Here is a 22,046-nt window from a genome sequence, read left to right on the forward strand (position 1 = left end):
TTCCGGCCCTGCCATGGGCGATGAATGAGCCCGCCGGTCAAGAAATGGGGTCATGGGGAAAAGCTGTAATCACACCGTGACCCCGTGACATAGAACATTCCGCCATTCCGGAGAATCATCCAATTTGTGGGATGGCTCCGGATGGCAACTGCGTTCGGGCTGGCTCTGGTGTCGTTGGGGGCGATCGTTTGGTGCACCGTCGCAGCCAGACCGGTGGCGGGACCCGCGCCGCTCAAAAGCACCGCGGTTCCCAACCCGTGGGTGGCGGCCGCCGCCCGCGCCGACCCCACCGTCGGCTGGGCCCGCAAGGCCACCAGCGAGGTGCTGATCACCAGGGCGACTAGGAGCGACCTGGAACCGGTGCCCGAGGGGCGGCTCGATCCCCGCCAGCGGCAGGTCAAGGTGACCGTCGTGCACCGGCTCCAGATGGCACCCAAGGACCCGCTCACGGAGTCGCTGCGCCAGGGCAGCGGGTTCCCCGGCACGCTTCAGCAGGTCACCGACGCCGCGTTCGGCGCCATCAAGGTGGAAGGGCCCGGGCTGGCGCCCACGACGCGCCTGGCGCCGATCCTGACCTCCGACTCCGGCGGCACCACGGCCAGGTTCACCGTGACGCTGCTGCGGCAGGTCAAGAGGGACGAACTGCTCAAGCTCGACTTCACCGCGCCCAGCGCGCTCCCGCTGATCGTCACCTCTCGCTCGATCGCGGTGCTGCCCGGCGAATGGACGGTGCTGCGGCTGGCGGGGATCACGCCGGATCGGGAGCAGGAGGAGCGGCTGGAGTTCACCATCGGGGCGTATCCGGTGAGCATGACGCTGGCGCCGGACTCGTTCGGGTTCGCCGACACGGTCGTGGAGGACGACTTCTCGTGGGCCACCGCGCTCGGCGTGCTCACCGCGCTCGCGCTCGTCGCCTTCCTGGCGCGCTCGCTCGGGCGCGGGTGGTGGGATCGGCTGCCCAACAGGGAGCTGTTCGTCGGGCTCGCCGTGGCGGCCCCCACGCTGCTGATCCCGCTGGTCGCCGAGGACTGGTCGGCGGTGGCGTACGTGATCCTGTTCGTCGCGGTGCCCGCGCTCGCGCTGCGGCACGCGGGACGGGTGCTGCCCACCAGCCCTCCGTGGAACACGCGCGACCTGCTGGTCGTGACCGGGCTGGGCGTGGTGGTCGGGGTCGGCATGCTGGCCTGGTCGTGGTTGCACGGGCAGCTGGCGGGGCAGACGCTGCTGGCCGGAGGGGCGGTGGCGGCCGTGGCCGCGGCCGGGTCCGCGGTGGCGTTCAGCGTGGACCTGGGGGTCAGGCCGGTGATCGTACGGCTGGCCGTGCTGTCGGCCGAGGCCGCGATCGGGCTGCTGGCGCTGGCGCTGTGGATGCGGGCGCTGCTGGCCGGGGTCTATCCGCCGGACAGCATCCGGCTGGTGCTGGCGCTGAGCTGGGCCATGATCCCGGTCGCCGCCATCGCCGTGGCCACCAAGCAGTGGACGCGCGGCGCGGTGATCGGCGCGGTCGTCGTGAGCCTGCTGGTCCAGGGCTGGCCGACCGAATGGCTGGACTCCGGGTCGTGGAGCCTGGCGGCGTCGCAACCCGAGCCGCGGATCGGCAGCCTGGTGCTCACCCCGCTCGTGCGCGGGGTGCTCGGGTTGCTGCTGCTGGGGTTCCTGATGCTGGTGCTGCGGCTGCGGCGGCTCGGTGACGAACTCGCCGCGATCGACAACCCGGTCGCCGAGTCGACCATGTTCGCCGTACTGATGGTGCTTTACATCACGCCCGGCGGCAGCACGACCCTCGCGGACATCGACGTGCCGCTGCCGCTGCTGGCGATCACCTCGATCGTCGCCTGGGCGAGCGCGCGCTGGCTGCTCTCCGGGCCGCGACCCGTACTCACCGAGCCCGCTTCGCCGGAGGAGCACCGCCTGCTCATCAGGGCCGCCCTGCACAAGCGGCTGCTGCTCGTCGCCGAGCAGGAGCTGTACCGCATCGGACGGGGCAGCATCGGCTCCGGCGAGATGTCGATGGCCGACTTCGACGAGCGGCGGGACGCCCTGGAGAAGGCGATGCGGCAGCACGGCCGCCACCCCGAGACCGCCTTCGCCACCTCCGCCGGATGCACGCCCTGGCACAACGGCGTGCACGCCTTCGCCGTGAGCCTGCTGCTGAGCCTGCCCTTCGCGATCGTGTACGGGTGGCCGGACGGGGCCGACCTGACCAGCTTCATCTTCGACGCGCGCTACCTGATCACGCTGCCGGCCTTCGGCTTCCTGTACGGCTACTTCTACCCACGCCTGCGCGGCACCCAGCCGATGACCAAGGCCCTCCAGCTGACCGCCGCGGCCCTGCTCACCGAGCTGTCGGGCTACCTGTCCACCCTGGTGGAGCCGGACATCGGGGCCGTCGACAAGGTGCAGGTGGTGGGGATCGTGGTGGGGCAGGTGACGATGGTGTGCGTGGGGCTGGGGCTGTACTGGGAGTGGCGGCTCATGCACCTGGCCGGGGAGCCGTGGGCCCGGGTCCGCAACCTGCGCAGCATCCGCAGCCTGGCCGCCCCCGCCCTGGCCATCCTCGTGGCCGCCGGCACCACCGCCGCCACCTCAGCGGCCGGCCAAACCGTCGACCGCATCCTCAAGGGCGACCAGATCACCACCACCGCCCCCCGCTGACCACCCCCACCTGCGGAACCGGGGCCTGAGCACCGACCGCGTTGCGCCGAGCACCACCGGACAACGCCTCGCCGACCCGGCGCCGGGTGACCAGCGCTCAACGCGGGGGCGGCGAGCGCCTGGCCGGTGCCGCGTCGACCGGGAGCACGCCGCGCCGCCAACGCCCGCCACGGGGCGCACGACGCCTGGGGGCCAAGGTTGGGGTTAGCGGCGGGGGAGTTCGCTGGCGCGGACGTGGGCGCAGAGCCAGTCGAGCAAGGGCCCGTAGGCGCGCCACGTACGGGACACCCGCTCCCGCACCTCCGCCGTGTGCACCCACGGCTCCGGCTCCCAGCGCACCCCCGCGTACAGCGACTTGTGCCGCAGCAGCTCGATCCGCGGGTGGTCCTCCGAGAAGCCCCGCGGTTTGGTCTTGAGGCGCTCCCCGCCCAGCGCGTAGCCATCGCCCACGAGCGCCCCCGTGATCGACTCCAGAGGCTTGCCCGTCAGGTCCTCGTCCACCGCCGCCCGGTAGCGGGCCACCTGGTCGGGAGCCTGCGTGTAGAAGCCTCCGGCCGTGAACAACCCGGCCGCGCTCAGCTCCACGTAGAGCCCGATCCCCGGCTGGAGGTCCACGAAGGCACCCTGATGGGTCTTGTACGGCGACTTGTCCTTGGCGAAGCGCACGTCGCGATAGGGCCGGAAGAGCTGCGCCGCCCCGAACTCGGAAGCCAGCTCGTCCGTGAGCGCGAGCATCGGCTCCCGCACCGCCTCCTCGTAGAGGTGCTTGTGCCGCGTGAAGTAGGTCTTCGAGTTGTCCGCCTCGAGCCCCTCGTAGAACAGGAACGCCTCATCAGGGAAGCCGCTGAAACCCATGCCCCAAGGGTGCCACGCCGCACCGACAGCTCGGTCACCGCTCCGTGTACGTGCGCCCCGGCGACGGCGTCCTGCCGTAGAGCTCCGAAACCGTGACGAACGTGAAGCCCTTCCGCCCCAGGATGTCGAGAATGGCCGGCACGGCCTCCACCGTCGTGCGGTGGATGTCGTGCATGAGGATGATCGATCCGGGTTTGGCCTCACCGGCCCGCCGGGCCACGATCGTGGGGACCCGGTTCAGCCAGTCGAGGGTGTCGACGTTCCAGAGGATCTGCGCCAGCCCTTCGCGGCGCGACTCCTCGGCGACGGCCTCGTTGGTCGACCCGTACGGCGGCCGCATGACGTGCATCCGCACCCCGGTCAGCTTGAACACGAGGTCGTCGGTGTGCCTGAGCTGCCGTTCGACCCCGTCGCGCGACAGCCCGGTGAGGGCGGGGTGGCTCCAGGAGTGGTTGCCGATCTCGTGGCCGTCCTCGACGATGCGCCGGACGAGGTGGCCGCCCTTGTCGGCCGCCACCATCTGCCCGATGACGAAGAACGTGGCCTTGACGTCACGCCTGTGCAGCAGGTCGAGCAGCCGCGCGGTGTACTCGCCGGGCCCGTCGTCGAAGGTCAGGGCCACGCACTTGAGCTTCGAGCAGTCGAACTTGCGGCTGCGTGGCCAGCCGGACCCGTACTGCATCGACACCAGCCGCTTGGCCAGCGCCGCCGGATCGACGACGGCCGCCTTGTACGGCACGATCGGCGTCGCAGGCGGCGCGGTCTGATGGCGGCGCGCCACCGAATAGGTGACACAGATCGCCAAAGCGAGCAGGGCCAGCGGCAAAGCCCATACGCGCATGGTTCCCCCCGAAACGCCGCGCGCGGGGGCCTATGGATAGTCCTGGACCGGTTTCCCCCGCAATTCCCTGGCCAGGTCGTCCCACCAGAGTGGGATATCGGCCTGCAGTTCCTTGTAGCGGCGCGCCACGCGCATGGCACATCCGACCGGATCCGTACCCAGATGCCGACGTTTCACCGCTCCTTCCTGCCAACGGTAAAAACCATCTCTATACCGAACGACCAGGCCTATCCATACCGAGATTGTCGCTCCGTCCCCTACCTCGTACGCGCTGGTGACGCCCAGAGCGCGAAGCTCCGCCTGGAGCTTCTCTGTCGCCGCGGGGGCCTCACTCACACGCCACTCCCTGCCCACATTCCGCCACACCAAGGATGTACCCAACAACGGGCAACAGCCGTCCAACGCATGGATTGACCTGCTCCCGCCCGGATGAACGGGGATTCCCGTGCCTCTTACGCGGCAGCTCGCGGCGCGGAGCGCGCGGCGAGCCTTGGAACGGGGTGCTTGACGCTTCACGGACCCGGCCGGAGCACCTAGATTACTGGCTGTTACCGATCTTTTCCACAGTGTTCCAAGGTCATTGGTCGTGGGCCTCGTGCGGCTCCGCGACCACCATCACGAACCTGAGGTCCTCGGTGCCCCGGTTGGCATAACGATGGGGCCGATCGGCGGTGAAGAGCACCGCGTCGTCCTTGCCGATCACGTGGCTCTTGCCGTACACGGTGAGCGTCAGCTCCCCGTCCAGGACGGTCAGCATCTCGCGGGTGCCCGGCGGGTGGGCGTCGCCGTCGTGGTGGCCGCCGGGCGGCAGCAGCCAGTCCCACAGCTCCAGGATCATCGGCACGTCGGCGCCGACCAGCAGCCGCGCCCGCACGTCCCCCTGGTCGAACGTGACCACGTCGGCCTTGCTCACGATCCGCACCGTCGGCACGTCGGCGACCTCGACGAGCCGGGCCACGGTGACGCCCAGGGCCGAGGCGATCCGGGTGAGCGTGGAGACGCTCGGGTTGGTCCTGCCCTGCTCCACCTGCACCAGCATGCCCCTGCTCACCCCCGACCTGGCGGCGAGGGCGTCCAGCGTCAGCCCCCGGTGCGCCCGCTGGGCCCGGACGTTGTTCGCGATGGCCTGGTTGATCAGATCGGGATCTTCCACGCAGTGCAGTCTAGTGAATCCCATTTGCAGTGGAATGTACTCTATGTGTTGTACTAACAGTGCAACCTGTTGAACCGAAGGAGGTGCACCGGTGACGGTGATCCTGGCGACCGCCTGCGCCGTGGTCTACGGCACGGCCGACTTCTTCGGCGGCCTGGCCACCCGGCGCTCCCAAGTGCTGTCGGTCGTCGTGCTGTCGCAGATCGCGGGCCTGGTGCTGATCCTCGCCCTGCTTCCGCTGCTGCCCGGCACGCCGAGCGCCGCCGCCCTGTCGTGGGGCCTGGCGGCGGGGCTGTCGGGCGCGGCCGGGCTGGTGCTGTTCTACCGGGCGCTGGCCACGGGGGTCATGTCGGTGGTCGCCCCGACGACCGCGGTCACCTCGGCGGCGCTGCCCGTGGTGTTCGGGCTGGCGACGGGCGAGCGGCCCGAGTTCTGGGCGCTGGTGGGCGTGGCGCTGGCGCTCTGCGCGGTGCTGCTGATCAGCCAGGACAGGTCCACGGACCGGCGGGGCTCGCTCGCGTCCGTGCTGACCGCGCTGGCCGCCGGGGCCGGGTTCGGCGGCTTCTTCATCCTGCTGGCCATGGCCCCGGACGAGGCGGGCCTGTGGCCGCTGGTCGGCGCCAGAGTGTCGTCCATCACGACGGTGGCGCTGCTGGCCCTGGTCACGCGGCGCGCTCTCAGGCCGGCCCCGGGCTCCCTGCACATCATCGTGGCGGCGGGCGTGCTCGACATGGCGGCCAACGTGCTCTACCTGCTGGCCCAGCGGGACGGCCTGCTCAGCCTGGTCGCCGTGCTCGTCTCGCTCTACCCCGCGAGCACCCTGCTGCTGGCCAGGCAGGTGCTGGGAGAGCGCCTGCGGGCCATCCAGGTGACCGGTGTGGCCTGCGCGCTCGGGGCGGTGGCGTTGATAGCCGTTGCGCAGCACCTCTAGCGCTTGCTACGTTTCGCCCGTGCGCCCCGACCGGGCACGTTCCGACGGCGAGTCGCTGCGCCACATCGCGGTGCCGCACGACTCGGACGAGGCCTTTGTGAGGCTCGCCACGCCGCGCGTGCGCTCCGCCCTCGACGAGGGCAGGCACGTGCTGGTGATCACGTGCGCGGACAAGCTCGACCTGCTGCACGACGCCCTCGGCCGCGACGCCGGGCGCATCGACAGCCGGGTCTCCACCGGCTGGTACGCGCACCCGTACCGCACCCTGGCCGCCTATCACGAGTACACCCGCGACCGCCGCACCCTCGTCATCGGCGAACCCGACTGGGAGGGCCGGAGCGAGCGCGACATCAGGGAGCTGATCCGCTACGAGTCCCTGGTCAACGCCGCGCTCCGCCCGGCCGCGACGATCATGCTCTGCCTGTACGACGCGCGCCGCGCCCCCGCGACGGCGCTCGACTTCGGCCCCGTCAGCCACCCCTACCTGCTGGGCGCGGACGGCGAGACGGCCAGCACCCGCTTCGTCGAGCCCCACGAGCTGGTCCTGAACGGCGACCTCGCGCCCCTGCCCGCGCCGCCCGACGACGCCGAGGCCATCCCCTTCACCGCCCGCGAGCTGAAGCGGCTGCGCCAGAGCGTGGGCGACTACGCCAGAGCGGCCGGCATGGACCGCAACCTGATCACTTCGCTCGTGATCAGCGTGTCCGAGATCGCCGCGAACAGCATCGAGCACGGCGCCGGGCACGGCCTGGTCACGATGTGGGTGAGCGAAGGGGAGGTGGTCTGCGAGATCGCCGACCCCGGCGGCGCCCTGGACGACCCGTTACCCGGCTACATACCACCTGAGCCCGAATCCCCACGGGGATACGGGCTCTGGATCAGCCGGCAGCTCTGCGATCTCGTGCAGCTGCGCAATGAAGGCGGCGTGTTACGCGTCCGCCTTCATCTCATGATGGGGTCGTAGGGGTCTTCAGGCGGCCCGCTGGGCGGGGAGCCGTACGGCGCCTTCCTCGCGGGCGTACTCCTCCAGCATGCCGCGCAGCTGGCGGCGGCCACGGTGGAGGCGGGACATGACGGTGCCGATGGGCGTGCCCATGCGGTCGGCGATCTCCTTGTACGCGAACCCCTCCACGTCGGCCAGGTAGACCGCGACGCGGAAGTCCTCGGGCAGCGAGCGCAGGGCGTTCATCACCACGTTGTCGGGCAGCCGGTCGAGCGCCTCGGTCTCGGCCGAGCGCAGGCCGGTCGAGCTGTGCGACTCGGCGGCGTGCAGCTGCCAGTCCTCGATGTCCTCGGCGGCCGACAGCTTGGGCGAACGCTGCTTCTTGCGGTAGTCGTTGATGAAGTTGTTGGTGAGGATCCGGTGCAGCCACGCCTTGAGGTTGGTGCCCTCCCGGAACTGGTGGTACGACGTGTACGCCTTCGCCACCGTCTCCTGCACCAGATCCTCCGCGTCAGCGGCGTTGCGGGTCAGGCGCATGGCGGAGGCGAACAGCTGCGACGTCACGGGCACGACATCGCGCTCGAACCAGTCCTGACGCTGCTCATCGGTCATAGTGATCAATTCATTCCCCCTTGCGCTATCCCCCGTTTCGGCACAAGCCGCCTGCGGGCGGTTTCCATCATGGCAAGTCCCAAGTAAGGGACGCGTTAGAGGTTCCGCCTTGGTCAGAGGGGGGTTCCGTCCATCTGCTCGCGGCGTGTGTGGTCACGTCCACGGCCGGACAAGTCTCAGTATCATAACACTAACCACCCAATTTCGCAGTAATAGTGGCAAGAGTCACATGGGATAGCGTATGGCCATGAGTTTCGTGGACCGTCACGACCCTGCCGCGCGCCGCTGGGTGACAGACGCCATACGCAAGGTCGAGGCCGATGCCAACCGTAGTTGCGACACACATCTGCACGTCTTTCCGCTTCCCTCGCACTGGGGTGTAAACCTCTACTTGAAAGACGAGTCGGTGCACCCGACAGGTTCACTGAAACATCGACTTGCCCGGTCCTTGTTCCTCTACGGCCTGGCCAACGGCTGGATCGGACCCACCACGACGATCGTGGAGGCGTCGAGCGGATCCACGGCCGTGAGCGAGGCGTACTTCGCCCGGCTGCTGGGCCTGCCGTTCATCGCGGTCATGCCCGCGTCCACGTCGCCGGAGAAGTGTCATCTCATCGAGTTCTACGGCGGGAAGTGTCACCTCGTGACCGACCCGGGCGCGATCTATGACGAATCTCACCGTCTGGCCACCGAGACCGGCGGCCACTTCATGGACCAGTTCACCTACGCGGAGCGGGCGACCGACTGGCGTGGGAACAACAACATCGCCGAGTCCATCTATTCCCAGATGTCCATGGAGCCCCATCCGGAGCCGTCGTGGATCGTGGTGGGCGCCGGCACCGGCGGCACGTCCTCGACCATCGGCCGCTACATCCGCTACCGCCGCCACCCCACCCGCCTGGCCGTCGTCGACCCGGAGGGCTCGGCCTTCTACCCGAGCTGGGTCTACGGCGACGCGTCGGTCACCGCGCGGGGCTCCCGCATCGAGGGCATCGGCCGCCCGCGCGTGGAGCCCTCGTTCCAGCCGTCCGTCATCGACCGCATGATCGCTGTCCCCGACGCCCGCTCGATCGCCGCCATGCACTGGACCCGCGAGGTCACGGGTCTGGACGTCGGCGGCTCCACCGGCACGAACCTGGCGGCCTGCGCGGACCTCATCCAGGAGATGCGCTCGGCGGGCGAGCGGGGCAGCATCGTCACGCTGATCTGCGACAGCGGCGACCGCTATCGGGGCACGTACGGCAACCCGAACTGGCTCGCGGACCAGGGCCTGGACGTCGATCCCCACCTGGCGGAGCTCCGCGCGTTCCTCAGCGCCCCGTAGCCGGATCAGGCCCTCGCCGGGTCCACGGAGAAGAGCTTGGCCACGTCGTCCAGGATCGCGTGAGCCCCCTGGATGCCCACCGCGGTCATCCAGGTCAGGTCGCTGACGTCGTGCTTCTCGCCCTTGAGCTTGCCCCAGAGCGGGTTGTTCACGAACTTCTCCTTGGGCCCCTCGGCCGACGCGTCCTGATATGTCGAGACGAAGATGTGGTCGGCGTCCAGGTCCGCGATCCGCTCCTGGCTGACGTCCACCGCGATGGCGTCCTGCTCGGTCGGCTGCCCCTCCGGCCGCGGGAACCCGACGTCCTTCAGCACCAGCCCGGAATAGGACCTCTCAACATAAAGCCGGACCGTGGGCTCGCCGGCGAACCGCACGACCGAGATCGTCGGCAGCTCGCCGTCCTTCGCTTTGACGGCCGCGCCGATCTTGGCCGCCCGTCCCTCGTACTCCTTGATCCTGGTGTCGGCGAGCTCCTCCTTGCCCAGGGCCTGTCCCATGAGCCGGATGTTCTCCTTCCAGATGGCCCCGGTGGTCTCGCTGAAGACGGTCGGCGCGATCTTGGACAGCTTGTCGTACAGGGCCTCGTGCCGGACCTTCGCCGAGACGATCAGGTCGGGCTTGAGCGCCATGATCTTCTCCAGGCTCGGCTGCTCCAGCGAGCCGACCGGGGTGGCCTCCTTGCCGTACTGCTCGGCGACGGCCCCCAGGTAGGCGGGCAGCTTGTCGTCGAGCGACCGGTACGTCGTGTACCCCACCACCGGCGTCTCCAGCGTGAGCACCGCGTCGACGAAGCTCTGGTCGAGCGCCACCACCCGCTTCGGCTGGGCCGGGATCACGGTCTCGCCCATCGCGTGCTTGACCGTTCTGAACGGAGCGCCGGAGGCGGGAGCGGCCCCGGCGCCCCCGCCGGAAGAGCCGGAAGTCCCGCAGGCCGCGAGCCCTGCCACGAGCAGAGCGCCGACCAGCACGCGCAACGGTCTCATCAGATCCCTTTCCCGAATCCCAAAATAAGGTAACCCTAAATTAGGTTAGCCCTGCCTAAGCTGGCATACTTCAGCGAGATCGGGCAACGTTGAGGAGGACGTGGGTGAGTACGACCGCCGTGGCCCCGCGTCTCCATGGCATCCGGCACAGGCGGCTCACGGCTCTCCTCGTCCTGCTGGCCGCCGTGCTGGTCGCGATCGTGCTGAGCATCACGATCGGCTCCAAGTCCGTGCCGCTGACGGACGCCTGGCACGCCCTCACCGCCCCTACCGGCACCGACAACGACATCGTCATCCGCTCGCTCCGCGTCCCCAGGACCGTTCTGGGCGTCCTCGCCGGGGTCGCGCTCGGCGTGGCGGGCGCGCTCATGCAGGGTCACACCCGCAACCCGCTCGCCGACCCGGGCCTGCTCGGCGTCACGCAGGGGGCGGCGTTCGCGATGGTGTCCTCGATCATCCTGCTGGGCACGTCGAGCCTGCTCGCCTACATCTGGTTCGGCCTGGCGGGCGCGCTCATCGCCAGCGTCGGGGTGTTCGCGCTGGGCATGGTGGGCGGCAGGGGCGGCCCGACCCCGGTCACGCTGGCGCTGGCGGGCACCGCCGTGAGCGCCCTGCTGTACGCGCTGACCTCGGCCATCGTGCTGCTGGACGAGCAGGCGATGGACGTCTTCCGGTTCTGGCAGGCCGGCTCGATCGCGGCCAGGGGCGCGGACGTGGTCTGGCAGGTGCTGCCCTTCATCCTCGTGGGCCTGGTGCTCGCGATGGCCAACGCGACGGGCCTGAACGCGCTCTCCCTCGGCGAGGACGTGGCCAGGAGCCTCGGCCAGAACATCTCCAGGACCCGCGTCATCGGCGTCGCCGCGGTCACCCTGCTGACGGGCGCGTCCGTCGCGGCCTGCGGCTCGCTGGCGTTCGTGGGCCTGATCGTGCCCCACCTGGTCCGCCCGCTGTCGGGCACCGACCATCGGTGGCTGCTGCCGTTCTCGGGGCTGGTCGGCGCGGCGCTGCTGCTGTTCGCCGACGTGATCGGCCGCGTGGTGGCCCCGCCGGGAGAGCTGGAGGTGGGCGTGGTGCTCGCGCTGCTCGGCGCGCCGTTCTTCGTCGCGCTCGTCAGGCGCAGGAAGCCGGTGCGACTGTGATGACCGCCCTCTCCCTCCGCGTCGGCACCGTGTCCTGGCGGGTACGGCTGCGCGGCGTCGCCGTCACCCTGACCGGCCTCGTCCTGATCGCCCTGCTCATGGCCATGAACATGCGCATCGGCGAGATCCGGATGACGCTGTCGGAGGTGATCTCGGGCACGTTCGACGTCGACAGCGCCGCCCACTTCGTCATCATGGAGCTGCGCCTGCCGCGCGCCCTCACCGGCGCCCTCGTCGGCGCCGCGCTCGCGCTGTCCGGCGCGATCATCCAGTCGATCGCGCGCAACCCGCTGGCCAGCCCCGAGATCCTCGGCGTCACCACCGGCGCCTCCGTCACGGTCGTGGCCGGCGTCGTGGCCAGCGGCACCGCGTACGGCGGCACCAGCGGCCTGCTGGCCACCGTCGGCATCCCCGCGCTGGCCCTGCTCGGCGGCCTGGTCGGCGCGGCGGTCGTGTACGGGCTGGCGTGGCGGCGCGGCCTGGACGGCTACCGGCTGGTCCTGGTCGGCATCGGCGTGGCCGCCGTGTTCACGAACGTCAAGTTCTGGCTGCTGACCGTCGGCGACGTCAACGACACCGGCCGCGCCATGGTCTGGATCAGCGGCTCGCTCAACGGCCGCGGCTGGGAGCACGTGCTGCCCACCGCTCTGGCCCTGGCCGTGCTGGTGCCGCTGACCCTGCTCGGCACCCGCTCCCTCGACGCCCTGCGCTTCGGTGACGACACGGTCGCCGCGCTCGGCGTCCGCACCAACCTGGCCCGCGCCCTGATGATCCTGGCGGCCGTGCTGCTGGCCGCCGTGGCCACCGCCTCCGCCGGCCCGATCGCGTTCGTGGCCCTGGCCTCGCCGCAGATCGCGCTCCGGCTCACCCGCTCCGCCCAGCCGCCGCTGCTGTGCTCGGCGGTCGTGGGCGCCGTGCTCACCACCGCCGCCGACCTGATCGCCAGGACCGCGTTCTCCCCGCTGGAGCTCCCGGTCGGCATCGTCACGGCGGTGCTGGGCGCCCCTTACCTGATCCACCTGATCTGGAGGTCACGCAAATGAGGCTGCAGGCCGCCGGCGTCAAGCTCGGATACGGCGAACGGCTGGTGGTCGACGGGCTCGACCTCGGCATCGAGGCGGGCACGGTGACCACGATCATCGGCCCCAACGGCTGCGGCAAGTCCACGCTGCTGCGCGCGCTCGGCCGCCTGCTCAAGCCCCAGGGCGGCGAGGTGCTGCTGGACGGCAAGCGCATCGACAAGATCCCCACCCGCGAGGTGGCCAAGATCCTCGGCGTGCTCCCCCAGGCGCCCAGCGCCCCCGAAGGGCTGACCGTGGCCGACCTGGTGGCCAGGGGCAGGCATCCGCACCAGACCTGGTACCGGCAGTGGTCCTCCGACGACGAGGGTGCGGTGGCCGCCGCCCTGGACATGACGGGCCTGGCCGACCTGGCCGAACGGCCGCTGGACGAGCTGTCGGGCGGGCAGCGGCAGCGGGCGTGGATCTCCATGGCCCTGGCCCAGGGCACAGACCTGCTGCTGCTCGACGAGCCGACCACGTTCCTGGACCTGGCGCACCAGGTGGAGGTGCTGGAGCTCGTACGGCACCTGCACCAGGAGGCGGGCCGCACGGTCGTCATGGTCCTGCACGACCTCAACCTGGCCGCCCGCTACGCCGACCGGCTGGTGGCCATGCGCGCCGGGCGGGTTGTCGCCGCGGGCGCCCCGCACGAGGTGCTGACCGAGGACCTGCTGGGCGAGGTGTTCGAGCTGGACGCCAAGGTCATCGAGGACCCGGTGGCGGGGACTCCGCTGGTGGTGCCGATCCGGCCGCGTTCGCATCCCGCGCAACCGCGCGCCTGAGTCACAGCGTCTGAGTCACAGCTCAGCCAGCGCGCGCCCGACCTCCTCGTCCCCGGGAGCCAGCTCCGCGGCCCGGAGCAGGTCGTCCCTGGCCTGGTCCGCCCGCCCCGCGGCCCGGTAGACCACGGACCTGTTGAACAGCAGCTCGGCCGTCTCCCCCAGCTTGAGCGCGTGCGTCAGGTCGGCCAGGGCCGCGTCGTGCTCGCCGCGCTCGAAGGCCAGCTCGGCCCGGCCCGCCCAGGCCGCCACCAGCTCGGGGGCGGCTTCCAGCGCCCCGTCGAACGCGGTCCGCGCCTCCGGGTGCCTGCCCTCGGCCAGCTCCACCTGCCCGAGCACGCACATCAGGTGGGGGTCGCGCGGCGTCAGCCCCAGCCCGTGCAGCACGTCGTCCCTGGCCCGCGCGTAGTCCCCCATCGCCACGTCGATCCCGCTGCGGTTCACGTACGCGGGCGCGAACTCGGGGTCCAGCTCCAGCGTGTGGTCCAGGTCGGCGCGGGCCCCTTCGAGGTCGCCCGCCGCGAACCGGACCTCGGCCCGGTTGTAGTACGCCTCGGGGAAGGGCGGGCTGAGCCGCATGACCGCCTCGTAGTCGGCCAGCGCCTCGTCCGAACGGCCGAGCCGGTGCAGGAGGTTGCCGCGTTCGAGGTAGTAGTCGGGATAGCCGGGATCCGCCTCGACGGCCCGCGTGTAGCCGGCCAGCGCCTCCTCGGTCCTGCCCGCCATGGCCAGGAGCTGGGCCCTGTTGGCGTGCAGCACGAGCCGGTGGATCGGGTGCTCGCCGGCCAGATCCGTCTCGGCCAGGTCGACGGCCTGCCGGACCAGCTCCGCCGCCGCCTCGTAGCGCCCCCTGCGCACCTCGACCAGGGCCTTGCCGTTGAGGTCGAACCCGAGGTGGAAGGCCCGCTCGCGGCGGTCCGGCAGCAGCGACGTGATCGTGATCGCCTCGTTGATCCAGGCCAGGGCCTGCTCGGGGTCGCGCCGGGCGGGGTCGTGGTGGCGGACGAGGATCATGGCGGTGGCGTACGCGACGGTCGCGCGGTGCTTGGGGTCGGTGCTCACGCGCCTGGCCCGGTCGTAGAGCTCGCGGGCCTCGTCCTCGCGCTCGATGGCCTCCAGAGCGCCGGCGACGCGCTGCAGGAGCTGCTGCCAGCCCTCCGGGTCGTCCTCGTACGCCATCCCGCGCAGCACCGCCAGGCCCGACTCGGCCATGGCGTGGTGGAAGCCCTCGTCGCGGTATCGGTCGAAGTCGGTGCGCAGCGGCCCGGCGCTCGGGGCCGACGGGCCCTCGTCGATGCGGAGCAGCCCTGGGTCGAGCCTGCGCCGCAGCACGGCCACCAGCTCGGCGTCGGTGTGGTCGGCCTCGCCCAGGTTCGTCACGGTGAGCGCGAGCGGGCCCGCGTCCCGCAGGTGGTCGCGGACGAACTCGGCCAGCCCGTTCGCGATCCGGAGACTGCGCCGGGCGCCGGGCACGAGGATGCGCTGCCCCATGGGCAGGCTGCCGGCCAGCGAGATCCTGCGCTCGGGGACGGACTCGCGTAACCGCGGCGCGGCGGCGCGGATCTCGATGTCATGCGCGGCGACCAGCTCGGGCCGGCGCTCCAGCGCCTGGGGGACGAGGTGGCCGAGGAGCCCGGCCGCGAAAGTGTAGGGGCCGCCGATCCGGCGGTCGGCGTCAACGGAGATCGTGTCCACGAAAGAGCCTTTCCGTGCTGGCCGGCGCCCCACGAGACGCCGGCCGTGCGGCTCAGGCGCTGTGCCTCGGCGCGGCCGCGGCGGTCGGCTTCACGGTTCCTGGCCGATGAACGACGATCTTCTTCATGGCGCCCCTTTGCGCGGAACGAGCGATCACTGATGACCGCTACATGTCAGCACATAGAAAAGCCTTCGAACAATTGTTTATCTGGTAAGGGCTATTTCTCGAACAATTACCGCGTGCCCGGAATCATCAGTCGCCCAGGATCGCGTCCACGAACACCTCGGGGTCGAACGGCGCCAGGTCGTCGGGCCCCTCGCCCAGCCCCGCGAGCTTGACCGGCACCCCCAGCTCCCGCTGCACGGAGATCACGATGCCGCCCTTGGCGGTGCCGTCGAGCTTGGTCAGCGCGATGCCGGTGATGTTGACCACCTCGGCGAACACCTGGGCCTGGCGCATGCCGTTCTGGCCCGTGGTGGCGTCGAGGACGAGCAGCACCTCGTCGACCGTGGCCTTCTTCTCGATGACCCGCTTGACCTTGCCCAGCTCGTCCATGAGGCCGGTCTTGGTGTGGAGGCGGCCCGCGGTGTCGACGATGACGACGTCGACCTTCTCCTCGATGCCCCTGGCGACGGCGTCGAACGCCACCGAGGCGGGGTCGCCGCCCTCGGGGCCGCGCACGACGTCGGCGCCCACCCGCTCGCCCCAGGTCTGGAGCTGGTCGGCCGCGGCGGCGCGGAACGTGTCGGCCGCGCCGAGCACGACCTTCTTCCCGTCGCCGACGAGCGAACGGGCGAGCTTGCCGGTGGTGGTGGTCTTGCCGGTGCCGTTGACGCCCACGATGAGGGCCACCGCGGGCCGCTCGCCGTGCTTCTGGATCTGGAGCGTGCGGTCGAGGTCGGGGTTGATCTGGGCCAGCAGCTCCGCGCGCAGCAGACCGCGCAGCTCCTCGGGGGTGCGGCTGCCCAGCACCTTGACCTTGGTGCGCAGGTCGTCGACGATCACGCGGGTCGGCGCGACGCCGACGTCGGCGGTGATCAGCTTCTCCTCGACCTCGTCCCACACGTCGTCGTCGAGGCGGTCGCGGGACAGCAGCTCCAGCAGCCCGCGCCCGAGGGCGCTCTGCGAGCGCGCCAGCCGCGAGCGCAGCCGCACCATCCGGCCCGCGGACGGCGGCGGCACCTCGATCTCCGGCTTGACGACGGCCGGCTCGGCGGGCTTGACCGGTGGCGGCAGCGTGGTGGTCGCGCCCTCGCCCTCCTCGCCCGCCGCTCCCGCGGGCCGTTCCTCCTGCTCGGGAAGCACGGGCGTCTCTGGCGGGGCGACCGGCGGGGCCGCTCCGCGACCCGGCTTGAAGTACAGCAGAAGGCCGCCGGCCGCCAGCAGGGCGACGACGGCCACGATCACTATGACGCCGAGGTAACCATCCACAAGATGTCAGTTTTCCAGATCGACCGGCATGGTCATGCCCAAGGCGCGCCCTGACCCGGTCCTTTGGGGCGGGAGGAGGGCAAATACGGCCGAACCGCGCGCCCCCTTGGCGGGTTCAGGCCGGTTCGCGTTCGCGGAGGCGCTGGCTGACCACCTGCGTCACGCCGTCGCCGCGCATCGAGACGCCGTAGAGCGCGTCGGCGATCTCCATCGTGCGCTTGTTGTGCGTGATGACGATCAGCTGCGAGCTCTGCCGCAACTCCTCGAACAACATCAGCAACCGCTGCGTGTTGGTGTCGTCGAGCGCCGCCTCGACCTCGTCCATCACGTAGAACGGCGACGGCCGCGCCTTGAAGATGGAGATCAGGAACGCCACGGCGGTCAGCGACCGCTCCCCGCCCGACAGCAGCGACAGCCGCTTGACCTTCTTACCCGGCGGCCTGGCCTCCACCTCGATGCCGGTGGTCAGCATGTCGGCCGGCTCGGTCAGCACCAGCCGCCCGTCGCCGCCAGGGAACACCCTGCCGAAGATCTGCTCGAACTCCCGGGCCACGTCCTCGTACGCCGAGGCGAACATCTGCTCCACCCGGTCGTCGACCTCCTTGACCACGGTCAGCAGGTCGCGCCTGGTCTTCTTGAGGTCCTCTAGCTGCGAGGTGAGGAACGCGTGCCGCTCCTCCAGCGCCGCGAACTCCTCCAGGGCAAGGGGGTTGACCTTGCCGAGCTGGTTCATCTGCCGCTCGGCGGCCCTGGCCCGCTTCTCCTGCTCCTCGCGCACGAACGGCACGGGCGGGTCGCCGGGGACCGGGGCCTCGGGCCCGTACTCGGAGATCAGGGTCTCGGTCTCGACCCCGAACTCCTCCAGCGCCCGCTGCTCCATCTGCTCCAGCCGCAGCCGCTGCTCGGTGCGGGCGACCTCGCTGCCGTGCACGCGGTTGACCAGCTTGTCCAGCTCCTGGCCGAGCTCGCGGACGCGCAGGCGTACCTGCTTGAGCTCGGCGTCGACGGCGACCCTGGCGAGGTCGGCCTCGTCGCGCTCCCGCTGCGCGAGCCGGATGGAGGACTCCAGCGCCCCGAGCACCTGCTTGGCGCCCTTGCTGACGGCCTCGGCCACGACGGCCTGCTGGCGGCGCCTGGCGCGCTGGGCGGCGGCCTGGGCGCGCTCCTGGCGCTCGCGCTGGGCGGCCCGGACGAGCCCGTCAGCGCGGCCCTCGATGCCCTTGACGCGTTCCTCGGCGGTGCGGACCTGGAGCCGGGTGTCCATCTCGCGCTGCCTGGCGGCCTCGCAGGCGCCGGCCAGGTCGTCGCGCAGGTCGGTGGTGGGCTCGGACTCCAGCTCCTGGGCGTATTCGGCCTCGGCCAGGCGGATCTCCAGCTCGGCCAGCTCCTCCAGCCCTTCCGCGCGGGACTCCTCCGCCCTGGTGACGCTCCCGGCCAGGCGCTCGGCCTCGTCGTGGGCGGCGTTGGCGGCGGCCTCCAGCTGGGCCAGGCGCTTGGCGGCGGCGGCGTTACGCTGGTCGGCCTCCCGCTGGCGGCCCCTGACCTGGTCGAGGGTCCCCTGGGCCGCGCTCACGCCCGCCTGGGCGGTGGTGACGGCGGTCTGGGCCTCGTTGACCTTCGCCTGGGCGGCCTCCAGCGCCGCCTGGGCCGCCTGCTCCTGCTCGATCGCCTGGTCGAGGGCGGCGGCGGTCTCCTCCGCGCGGCTCTCGGCCGCCTCCAGGTCTCGTACGGCCTCGTCGAACGCGGCCCGCACCTGGAGCACGGAGGTGCCGCCCTCGGAGCCGCCGCTGGCCAGGTGCGCGCCCACCAGGTCGCCCGCCTTGGTGACCGCTCTCAGCTCGGGGTGGCTCTCGACGACCGCTCGGGCGGCCTCGAGGTCCTCCACGACCACGACGTCCGCGAGCACGTGATCGAGGGCGGGCCGCAGGTGGTCGGGGACCGTGACGAGGTCGGCGGCCCATCTGCCGCCCTCGGGAGCCGTCGAGCGGGAGCGCCGGGCCCCGTCCTCCGTCCCGACCAAGAGGGTCGCCCGGCCCGAGCCCTGGGTGCGCAGCAGGTCGAGGGCCTCGACGGCCGAGTCGAGGGTCTTGACCGCGACGGCCTCGGCGACCGGGCCCAGCACGGCCGCCACCGCCGGCTCCGCGCCGGGCGTGACCTGCATCGAGGCGGCCAGCGGCCCCAGCACCCCGGCCAGGTCCGCGTCCAGCAGGGCCGCGCCTCCGTCGCCCTTGGCCAGCCCCAGCTCCAGGGCGTCCCGGCGGGCGATCAGGGCGGCCACGGACCGCTGGGCGTCCTGGTCGGCGGCGCGCGCGGTGGACATCCCGGACTTGGCGGCCTGCAGGGCGGCGCGCGGCGCGTCGAGGGACGACTTGGCCTCATCGGCCGCCGCCCGCGCCTCGTCGGCGACCGCCTTGGCCTCCTCCACCACGGCCTGCGCCGTGGCCAGCTCCTCCGCGAGCGCCGGATCGACCGCGGGCTCCTCCAGCCGCTGCGCCTCCAGGTCCTCCCTGGCCCGCCGCTCGCGGTCGGCCGCGCCGGCCACGGACTGCTGGAGCCGCCCGATCTCCTCCTCGGCGGCCCGCGTCCGGCTCCGTACGGAATCGACCTGACCGCGCAGCTTGGCCAGCCCTTCACGGCGGTCGGCGGCGGCGCGGGCGGCCAGGGCGAGGCGATGCTCCTCGGCGCTCAGCTCGGCCTCGGCCTCCGCCCGCCGCTGGACGGCGTCCTCCAGCAGCTCCTGAGCCTGCTCCAGCTCGGCACTGAGGATCAGCTCCCGCTCGCGCACCTCGGCCGCCTCGCGTTCGAGGTCTTCGGGGTCGCGGCCGCGGCGGTCGATGGCGGCGGCGTCGAGCGCGTGCCGGTGGCGCTCGGCGGCGAGCTGCGCCAGGCCGGTGATGCGCTCGCGCAGCGACGAGAGCCGGAAGTACGTCTCCTGCGCCGCGCTCAGCCGGGGCTGCGTCTCGGCCTCGGCCGTCTCCAGGGCCGCCTCGCGCTGCTGGCCCTCGGCCAGCTCGGACTCGACCTGGTTGCGCCTGGCCGTGATCGCGGCCTCGTCGGCGGCCTCGCGCGCCAGCGTCGTACGCAGGACGCACACGTCGTCGGCCAGCAGCCGCAGCCGGGCGTCACGCAGGTCGGCCTGGATCACGGCGGCCTTGCGGGCGATCTCCGCCTGCCGGCCCAGCGGCTTGAGCTGGCGGCGCAGCTCGGTGGTGAGGTCTTGCACGCGGGTCAGGTTGGCCTGCATGGAGTCGAGCTTGCGCAGCGCCTTTTCCTTGCGCTTGCGGTGCTTGAGCACGCCGGCGGCCTCTTCGATGAAGGCCCGCCGGTCCTCGGGCCCCGCGTGCAGGACGGCGTCGAGCTGGCCCTGGCCGACGATCACGTGCATCTCGCGGCCGATGCCGGAGTCGGACAGCAGCTCCTGGATGTCGAGCAGGCGGCAGGTGTCGCCGTTGATCGCGTATTCGCTCTGCCCCGACCTGAACATCAGCCGGCTGATCGTGACCTCGGTGTAGTCGATCGGCAGCGCGCCGTCGGTGTTGTCGATGGTCAGCGTCACCTCGGCGCGCCCGAGCGGCGCCCTGGAGGAGGTGCCGGCGAAGATGACGTCCTCCATCTTGCCGCCGCGCAGCGACTTGGCGCTGTGCTCGCCCATGACCCAGGCCAGGGCGTCGACGACGTTGGACTTTCCCGAGCCGTTGGGGCCGACGACGCAGGTGATGCCCGGCTCGAAACGCAGAGCGGTCGCGGAGGCGAAAGACTTGAAGCCGCGCAGGGTGAGGGTCTTCAAATACAAGCGCGACCCCCTTCTCCCTGATGCGGACTCCGGAAAGCCTACTGGTCCTCACTGCCCCATGCGGGGCCGTACAGTCCGGATAGAGCCGACCTGGGCAAAGGAAGCTTTCCGAAAGTGCGCAAATAACAAGGGACGCCTCTCCGAGACGTCCCTGGGGTCTTGCGCTCCGATCACTCTCAGGTGAGTGCCGGCTCGCGCTCTTGCATGCGGCTTAGCGCCTCGTCGCGGGTTTGCGCCGCAAGAGCGTCATTGGTGGCCTGAAGTCGGATGAGTTCTGCCTCAAGATCCCGGATACGCTGCTGCAGGCGGCGCATCTCCGAGACCATTCGAGGGTCAGGACCGCCGACGTGGCCGAGTAGAGCCTTCGCCATGGTAAAGGGTCCTCCACGCTGAGTGACCAGACTGGTTCGCGCACTTCTATTCCGCGGGAGGGGTGCGCGTGGTACCTAACAAGAGTCGCACCGGCAGTGTGGGCGGTCAAGTCGAACGAACCGCTGAGCCCTACTGATGGGCACTCCCGACATACAACTATACCCTATTTGGGCGGTTTAACGGAAGTCGCTAGCGCTCCACAAACCCACCCAAACTACCTCGGGGTTCACTCCAACGTTCTACTACTCCATCGACCCTGCCCGGCGTGTCGCAACCTCTGAGCAGCGCCAGCAGCTTGACGCACGCCTCGCGCGGGCCCTCTGCGACCACCTCCACCCTCCCGTCCTCGGTGTTGCGCGCCCATCCCTCGAGCCCCAGCTCGAGTGCGCGTGCCCGGGTCCACCAGCGGAACCCCACACCTTGGACCCTGCCCCGTACCCAGGCGGTCAGCCGTGATTTCTCACTGTTTTCCTGCATTTCCTCTCCCGTTAGGCCACGAGGGACTCCACCCCGTGCGCGTGCCCGACGGCCGCCTCGTTGAACGCCAGGACGGCCGCGGTCTCTGCCGCCTTCACCCAGGTCAGACCCATGATCGACGGGCTCAGGCCGGCGACGGGGACGAAGCTGACGTCGGGCCGCCGGTGGTGGGCCGCCGTGGGCGTGCAGAACAGCATGCCACCCCGGTCGAGCGCCACCTGGGTCAGGCCCTCCTGGCTGGTGGCCACCGTAGCGGCCAGGGGAATCGGACGTCCGGAAGGGGTTACGGACGGTGCGATCCGCTCACGCCAGGCGCGCGGAGCGGGGCCGTCCAGGCCGATGAGGGGGACGCCGGCCAGCTCCTCCGCGGCGATGCCCGCGCGGGCGGCCAGCGGGTGGCGGACGGAGACGCCCAGCTGGTAGGAGACCTCGTTCAGCCCTTCGCCTGTCGCCAGGTCCGGCTCGCTCACCGGGAGTAGCGTGAACGCGAGATCCACCTGCCCGGCCCGCAGCTTGCCGAACGGGTCGGAGAGCGGGATCTCGACCAGCTCCACCTCGCACCCCGGATACCGGCGCTCGAAGGCGAGCACGCTGCCGGTGACGACCTCCGTGGGCGTGGCCAAAAAGCCGACCCTGAGCTCGCCGGTCACCTCGCGGGCGGCCGCCTTGGCCCGGTGCACCGCGTTCGCCAGGCCGTCGTACGAGGGGCGCAGGTCGGCCAGGAAGCGCTCGCCCAGGGGCGTGAGGCGCACCCTGCGGCTGGTGCGCTCGAACAGCCTGCCGCCGATCCTGGTCTCCAGCGAGCGCATGAGCTGGCTCACCCTGCCCGGCGAGAGATAGAGGCGCTCGGCCGTACGCGCGAAGTGCAACTCCTCGCTGAGCACCACGAAGCACTCCAGCTCCCTGAACTCCATCCTCATCACCCCGGATCGCTTAGCCTGCCTAAACCAAGCCTTCGGACTTCGTCATTGTTCCCGCCCGCGGCGGAACCCGAGGCTGGG

18 protein-coding genes are annotated in these 22,046 nt (G+C 71.0%); 7 read left to right on the forward strand and 11 right to left on the reverse strand.

Features of this window, described 5'->3' with window-relative positions; translation table 11 throughout:
- The first annotated feature begins 141 nt into the window (after positions 1 to 141).
- Positions 142 to 2,655 (forward strand): hypothetical protein, encoded by a 2,514-nt coding sequence (locus ABZS69_RS37350; RefSeq protein ID WP_355380420.1) that lies wholly within the window; start codon positions 142 to 144, stop codon positions 2,653 to 2,655.
- Between the two features lie 204 nt (positions 2,656 to 2,859).
- Here the strand turns inward: ABZS69_RS37350 and ABZS69_RS37355 are convergent, their stop codons facing one another.
- The 3 genes from ABZS69_RS37355 to ABZS69_RS37365 all read right to left on the reverse strand — a co-directional run bounded on the left by ABZS69_RS37355 (position 2,860) and on the right by ABZS69_RS37365 (position 5,504).
- On the reverse strand, positions 2,860 to 3,510 hold the full coding sequence (locus ABZS69_RS37355; RefSeq protein WP_355380422.1) for a DUF2461 domain-containing protein: 651 nt from the start codon (positions 3,508 to 3,510) through the stop codon (positions 2,860 to 2,862).
- Positions 3,511 to 3,544: 34 nt separating this feature from the next.
- Entirely contained in the window at positions 3,545 to 4,351 is an 807-nt protein-coding gene (locus ABZS69_RS37360; protein WP_355380424.1) for a polysaccharide deacetylase family protein, read from the reverse strand.
- A gap of 577 nt (positions 4,352 to 4,928) precedes the next feature.
- On the reverse strand, positions 4,929 to 5,504 hold the full coding sequence (locus tag ABZS69_RS37365) for an XRE family transcriptional regulator (protein WP_355380426.1): 576 nt from the start codon (positions 5,502 to 5,504) through the stop codon (positions 4,929 to 4,931).
- Between the two features lie 91 nt (positions 5,505 to 5,595).
- Here ABZS69_RS37365 and ABZS69_RS37370 point away from each other — a divergent pair, with 91 nt between their 5' ends.
- Both ABZS69_RS37370 and ABZS69_RS37375 read left to right on the forward strand, forming a co-directional pair.
- Positions 5,596 to 6,435 (forward strand): DMT family transporter, encoded by an 840-nt coding sequence (locus ABZS69_RS37370; RefSeq protein ID WP_355380428.1) that lies wholly within the window; start codon positions 5,596 to 5,598, stop codon positions 6,433 to 6,435.
- A gap of 19 nt (positions 6,436 to 6,454) precedes the next feature.
- Positions 6,455 to 7,399, forward strand: coding sequence for a sensor histidine kinase (locus ABZS69_RS37375; RefSeq protein WP_355380430.1), 945 nt, complete (start codon positions 6,455 to 6,457; stop codon positions 7,397 to 7,399).
- A 6-nt stretch (positions 7,400 to 7,405) separates the two neighbouring features.
- Here the strand turns inward: ABZS69_RS37375 and ABZS69_RS37380 are convergent, their stop codons facing one another.
- Positions 7,406 to 7,990, reverse strand: coding sequence for a sigma-70 family RNA polymerase sigma factor (locus ABZS69_RS37380; RefSeq protein ID WP_350729756.1), 585 nt, complete (start codon positions 7,988 to 7,990; stop codon positions 7,406 to 7,408).
- Between the two features lie 247 nt (positions 7,991 to 8,237).
- Here ABZS69_RS37380 and ABZS69_RS37385 point away from each other — a divergent pair, with 247 nt between their 5' ends.
- On the forward strand, positions 8,238 to 9,314 hold the full coding sequence (locus tag ABZS69_RS37385) for a PLP-dependent cysteine synthase family protein (protein ID WP_355380431.1): 1,077 nt from the start codon (positions 8,238 to 8,240) through the stop codon (positions 9,312 to 9,314).
- 5 nt (positions 9,315 to 9,319) lie between these two features.
- Here the strand turns inward: ABZS69_RS37385 and ABZS69_RS37390 are convergent, their stop codons facing one another.
- A complete protein-coding gene (locus ABZS69_RS37390; RefSeq protein WP_355380433.1) occupies positions 9,320 to 10,297 on the reverse strand; it encodes an iron-siderophore ABC transporter substrate-binding protein in 978 nt (325 codons plus the stop codon).
- Positions 10,298 to 10,401: 104 nt separating this feature from the next.
- On the opposite strand from ABZS69_RS37390, the gene ABZS69_RS37395 reads away from it, so the two are divergent.
- Genes ABZS69_RS37395 through ABZS69_RS37405 form a run of 3 tightly spaced genes read left to right on the forward strand, consistent with a single transcriptional unit; the run spans position 10,402 to position 13,279 of the window.
- Positions 10,402 to 11,436, forward strand: a complete 1,035-nt coding sequence (locus ABZS69_RS37395; protein ID WP_355380435.1) for an iron ABC transporter permease — start codon at positions 10,402 to 10,404, stop codon at positions 11,434 to 11,436.
- On the forward strand, positions 11,436 to 12,479 hold the full coding sequence (locus tag ABZS69_RS37400; protein WP_355380437.1) for an iron chelate uptake ABC transporter family permease subunit: 1,044 nt from the start codon (positions 11,436 to 11,438) through the stop codon (positions 12,477 to 12,479). The genes ABZS69_RS37395 and ABZS69_RS37400 overlap by 1 nt, the downstream gene beginning before the upstream one ends.
- Entirely contained in the window at positions 12,476 to 13,279 is an 804-nt protein-coding gene (locus ABZS69_RS37405) for an ABC transporter ATP-binding protein (protein ID WP_355380439.1), read from the forward strand. Before ABZS69_RS37400 ends, ABZS69_RS37405 begins: the two co-directional genes overlap by 4 nt.
- Positions 13,280 to 13,294: 15 nt before the next feature.
- Here the strand turns inward: ABZS69_RS37405 and ABZS69_RS37410 are convergent, their stop codons facing one another.
- From ABZS69_RS37410 to ABZS69_RS37435, 6 genes are all read right to left on the reverse strand, one after another.
- Positions 13,295 to 14,971, reverse strand: coding sequence for a tetratricopeptide repeat protein (locus ABZS69_RS37410; RefSeq protein WP_355380441.1), 1,677 nt, complete (start codon positions 14,969 to 14,971; stop codon positions 13,295 to 13,297).
- Positions 14,972 to 15,224: 253 nt separating this feature from the next.
- On the reverse strand, positions 15,225 to 16,403 hold the full coding sequence (ftsY, locus tag ABZS69_RS37415; protein ID WP_355380443.1) for a signal recognition particle-docking protein FtsY: 1,179 nt from the start codon (positions 16,401 to 16,403) through the stop codon (positions 15,225 to 15,227).
- A gap of 115 nt (positions 16,404 to 16,518) precedes the next feature.
- Positions 16,519 to 20,196: a chromosome segregation protein SMC gene (smc, locus tag ABZS69_RS37420; RefSeq protein WP_355380445.1), complete on the reverse strand. Its 3,678-nt coding sequence runs from the start codon at positions 20,194 to 20,196 to the stop codon at positions 16,519 to 16,521.
- A 176-nt stretch (positions 20,197 to 20,372) separates the two neighbouring features.
- Positions 20,373 to 20,567, reverse strand: coding sequence for a hypothetical protein (locus ABZS69_RS37425; protein WP_090938435.1), 195 nt, complete (start codon positions 20,565 to 20,567; stop codon positions 20,373 to 20,375).
- Between the two features lie 190 nt (positions 20,568 to 20,757).
- Positions 20,758 to 21,045 carry an acylphosphatase gene (locus ABZS69_RS37430; RefSeq protein ID WP_355380447.1) on the reverse strand — a complete coding sequence of 96 codons (288 nt, stop codon included), beginning with the start codon at positions 21,043 to 21,045 and terminating at the stop codon, positions 20,758 to 20,760.
- Positions 21,046 to 21,056: 11 nt separating this feature from the next.
- The gene (locus ABZS69_RS37435; RefSeq protein ID WP_355380449.1) at positions 21,057 to 21,959 is read right to left on the reverse strand and encodes a LysR family transcriptional regulator; all 903 of its coding nucleotides are present in this window, start codon (positions 21,957 to 21,959) and stop codon (positions 21,057 to 21,059) included.
- Positions 21,960 to 22,046 lie beyond the last annotated feature (87 nt).

Origin of the sequence: Nonomuraea sp. NPDC005650, assembly GCF_040605375.1 — a bacterium.
Taxonomy (GTDB): Bacteria; Actinomycetota; Actinomycetes; order Streptosporangiales; family Streptosporangiaceae; genus Nonomuraea.

Coding starts and splice junctions, on each gene's coding strand:
- ABZS69_RS37350 (WP_355380420.1), top strand. CDS start 142: ATGGCAACTGCGTTCGGGCTGGCTCTGGTGTCGTTGGGGGCGATCGTT.
- ABZS69_RS37355 (WP_355380422.1), bottom strand. CDS start 3,510: ATGGGTTTCAGCGGCTTCCCTGATGAGGCGTTCCTGTTCTACGAGGGG.
- ABZS69_RS37360 (WP_355380424.1), bottom strand. CDS start 4,351: ATGCGCGTATGGGCTTTGCCGCTGGCCCTGCTCGCTTTGGCGATCTGT.
- ABZS69_RS37380 (WP_350729756.1), bottom strand. CDS start 7,990: ATGACCGATGAGCAGCGTCAGGACTGGTTCGAGCGCGATGTCGTGCCC.
- ABZS69_RS37385 (WP_355380431.1), top strand. CDS start 8,238: ATGAGTTTCGTGGACCGTCACGACCCTGCCGCGCGCCGCTGGGTGACA.
- ABZS69_RS37390 (WP_355380433.1), bottom strand. CDS start 10,297: ATGAGACCGTTGCGCGTGCTGGTCGGCGCTCTGCTCGTGGCAGGGCTC.
- ABZS69_RS37400 (WP_355380437.1), top strand. CDS start 11,436: ATGACCGCCCTCTCCCTCCGCGTCGGCACCGTGTCCTGGCGGGTACGG.
- ABZS69_RS37405 (WP_355380439.1), top strand. CDS start 12,476: ATGAGGCTGCAGGCCGCCGGCGTCAAGCTCGGATACGGCGAACGGCTG.
- ABZS69_RS37425 (WP_090938435.1), bottom strand. CDS start 20,567: ATGGCGAAGGCTCTACTCGGCCACGTCGGCGGTCCTGACCCTCGAATG.
- ABZS69_RS37430 (WP_355380447.1), bottom strand. CDS start 21,045: ATGCAGGAAAACAGTGAGAAATCACGGCTGACCGCCTGGGTACGGGGC.
- ABZS69_RS37435 (WP_355380449.1), bottom strand. CDS start 21,959: ATGGAGTTCAGGGAGCTGGAGTGCTTCGTGGTGCTCAGCGAGGAGTTG.